Source organism: Streptomyces phyllanthi (assembly GCF_009377205.1).
GTDB lineage: Bacteria > Actinomycetota > Actinomycetes > Streptomycetales > Streptomycetaceae > Streptomyces > Streptomyces phyllanthi.
In genome coordinates, this window is the sequence record NZ_VJZE01000762.1 from 1 (window position 1) to 2,631 (window position 2,631).

At 74.8% G+C, this 2,631-nt stretch carries 2 protein-coding genes; one reads left to right on the plus strand and one right to left on the minus strand.

Annotated features, from left to right (window positions below; translation table 11 throughout):
* Window positions 1–171: 171 nt before the first annotated feature.
* A complete protein-coding gene (locus FNH04_RS44525; RefSeq protein ID WP_152791922.1) occupies window positions 172–1,071 on the minus strand; it encodes a hypothetical protein in 900 nt (299 codons plus the stop codon).
* A gap of 297 nt (window positions 1,072–1,368) precedes the next feature.
* On the opposite strand from FNH04_RS44525, the gene FNH04_RS44530 reads away from it, so the two are divergent.
* Window positions 1,369–2,631 (plus strand): ATP-binding protein (locus tag FNH04_RS44530; RefSeq protein ID WP_152791923.1); only part of this gene is annotated, 1,263 nt, incomplete at its 3' end.

Consider the following 2,631-nt stretch of genomic DNA (forward strand, 5'->3'; position numbering starts at 1 on the left):
CATCCTGCGGGGTCACGGGCGGGCGGCAACGGCCATCGTTGCCCCGCCGCCCTAACCCCCGCGTCGGCCGAACGGTCATGGTCCGCCCGGTCCGCGACCCTCCGGAACCAGCCATTCGGCTGATCCGCCCGGCGGTCCCCGCTCTCCCCGCTCCCCGGTCAGCCTCCCCGGTCAGCCTTCCCCGGGCCGCCGTACGGCTCCCCGCTCGGCCAGCGTCTCCAGTACGCGGCGGGTGCGCGTGCTGTGGGCGAGGTCGGGTTCGAGGCCCTGACCCCGCAGCATGGCGGTGAGGGAGGCCTGGACGACCTCGGCGCCCTCGGGGGCGACGCGTTCGGAGACCTCCAGCCACTCCAGGGGCGCGTCGGTCTCGTCGCCGGGCAGTGACCAGTGCTCCAGGGTCACTTCGTGGTGGTCCAGGCGTATGCCGGTCCAGACCGTGGTGGCGACCGGGCCCAGTACGTCCAGGTCGCCGAAGCCGATGGGCAGGTCGGCGCACTCGGCGAGGAACGCGCGCTGCCGGTCGGAGAACGCCGTGGCGGGCGGCTTGCCGCCGGAGGTCACCGCCTCCACCGCCGTGCGGCCGCAGTCGGAGGCGAAGGAGGCCGCGAGCACACGGCGTTCGCCGGACCAGTCCCCGGCCAGGCGGAAGGAGTCCGGCCCCTGACTGCGGAAGTCCAGCCAGCGTTCGGTGAGCAGGGAGGTGCGGCAGGGCCGGAGTTCCGCCGTGGCGTCCCCGCCGCCGTCCCCGTTCGCGCCTCGCCCGCTCCCCGCCCGCAGCCGCAGTGTCACCCCCGCGTCCAGCAGCGGCAGTCGTGCGGGCGTCGCCCAGGAGCGGGCGAGGGTCTCATCGGTGTACGGGGAGCGGGCGACGAGGGCATCGCCGTACGGGGCGCGGGTGAGAGCGTCGCCGTACGGGGAGCGCGTGACCGCCTCGCAGAAGTAGACGCGGCGCCGGGCTCCCCCGTGGTCCGGCGCCAGCGCCCGGGTCGCGGCGGCCGCGTCCGCTCCCGAGAACGTCACCCTGATCTCGACCGAGTCGAGCCGTGGTTCGGGTCCCGCGGATGCCGACATCGGCCTCCCCCTTGTGCCGCGACCTGCTTCTTCCCCTGTTTCACCATCACCGCCGATCGCGGGTTCCCCCATGGCTGCGCATCCCCTTCGGTGCCGGTTCCGCGAGCCCCGCGACCTTGGCAGACACCATTCAAGGGCTCCCGTCCGGCGGGCGCTTCGGGGAAGTCCCTACACCTGACCACCCGCACAACCCCGCCATCCGCAACTCCGGCCGTTCTCGGCCTTCTTGGCCATGCACCTGAGATGCATAGTGGAGGGCGGAAGGCGCCGAGGACGTGGCAGCCGAGGGGGTGGCACATGCACCGGACTTCCACCGGGCTCGTCGGCCGGGAGCGGGAACGGCGGCTGATCGACGACCTGTTGGTCGCGGGTGGTGCCGGTGGGGCGTCGCTGCTGCTGTGGGGCGAGCCGGGCATCGGCAAGACGGCTCTGCTGGACTACGCGACGGAGCGGGCGGAGCGACCACCGCCCCGGACACAGCAGTCAGGGACCCGGGCGGGTGCCCGCGGGCGCGGCACGCCCGGGCGCCGGATCGTGCTCCGGGCCCGGGGTATCGAGACCGAGACGGTGCTGCCGTTCGCCACACTGGGCGACCTACTGATGCCCTATTCGTCCTATTTCAGGGAACTCCCCGGGGCCCAGCGCGCCGCCCTGGAGTCCTGTCTGGCACTCGGGGGCTCCACGGCGGAGGCCCCGAGCAACCCGTACGCGGCCTGCATGGGCACCCTCAACGTACTCGCGGCCCTCGGCGACGAGCGGCCCGTGGTGGTCCTGGTCGACGACCTGCACTGGGTCGACCCGTCGTCCCAGCGCGTCCTGCTCTTCATCGCCCGCCGTCTCTCCAGCGAACGGGTCGCCCTCGCCCTGTGCTCCCGCGAGGACCACGGCGAGTCGGGCTCGCGCCGCAGCATCCCGACGGTCCAGGTCGGCGGACTGGCCCCCGAGGACTGCGCGGCCCTGCTGCACGGCGGGGACCGCGAGGTCACCCCCGCCGTGCTCGCCGAGCTCGTACGGATCAGCGGCGGCAACCCCCTGGCCCTCAGCGAGATAGCGGCGGGCCTGACCCCCGGACAGGCGTGCGGCGAGGACCCTCTCCTCGACCCGCCCTCCCTCGGCCACCATCTGGAGCGCGCCTGGGCGGCCCGTATCGACGAGCTCCCCGAGACGGCCCGACGCGCCCTGGTCGTCCTGGCGGCCAGCCGCTCCAAGGCGGCCGGCCCGTTGCGCAAGGCCCTGGAGGCGGCGGGTCTCTCCCTCGACGCCCTCTCCCCCGCCGAGGAGGACGGCCTGATCACGGCCACCGCCGACGGCCTCGACTTCCACCATCCGGTGCTGCGCCCCCTCGTCCTGCGCCGCGCCCCGCTGGCCCAGCGTTTCGCCGCCTTCGCCGCGCTCGCCGAGGTGAGCACGGGCCCGCTGCACGCCTGGTACCGGGCGTCCGCGAGCGCGGGCCCGGACGAGGAGGCGGCGGCCGCCCTGGACGAGGCGGCCCAGGAGGCCCGCCGCCGCAGCGCGTTCGCCGAGTCGGCCCTGGCCTCGCGGCGGGCCGCCGACCTGACC

What these genes read in the sequence shown, in the direction of transcription:
- FNH04_RS44525 (WP_152791922.1), bottom strand. Translation starts at nt 1,071, where the DNA reads ATGTCGGCATCCGCGGGACCCGAACCACGGCTCGACTCGGTCGAGATC.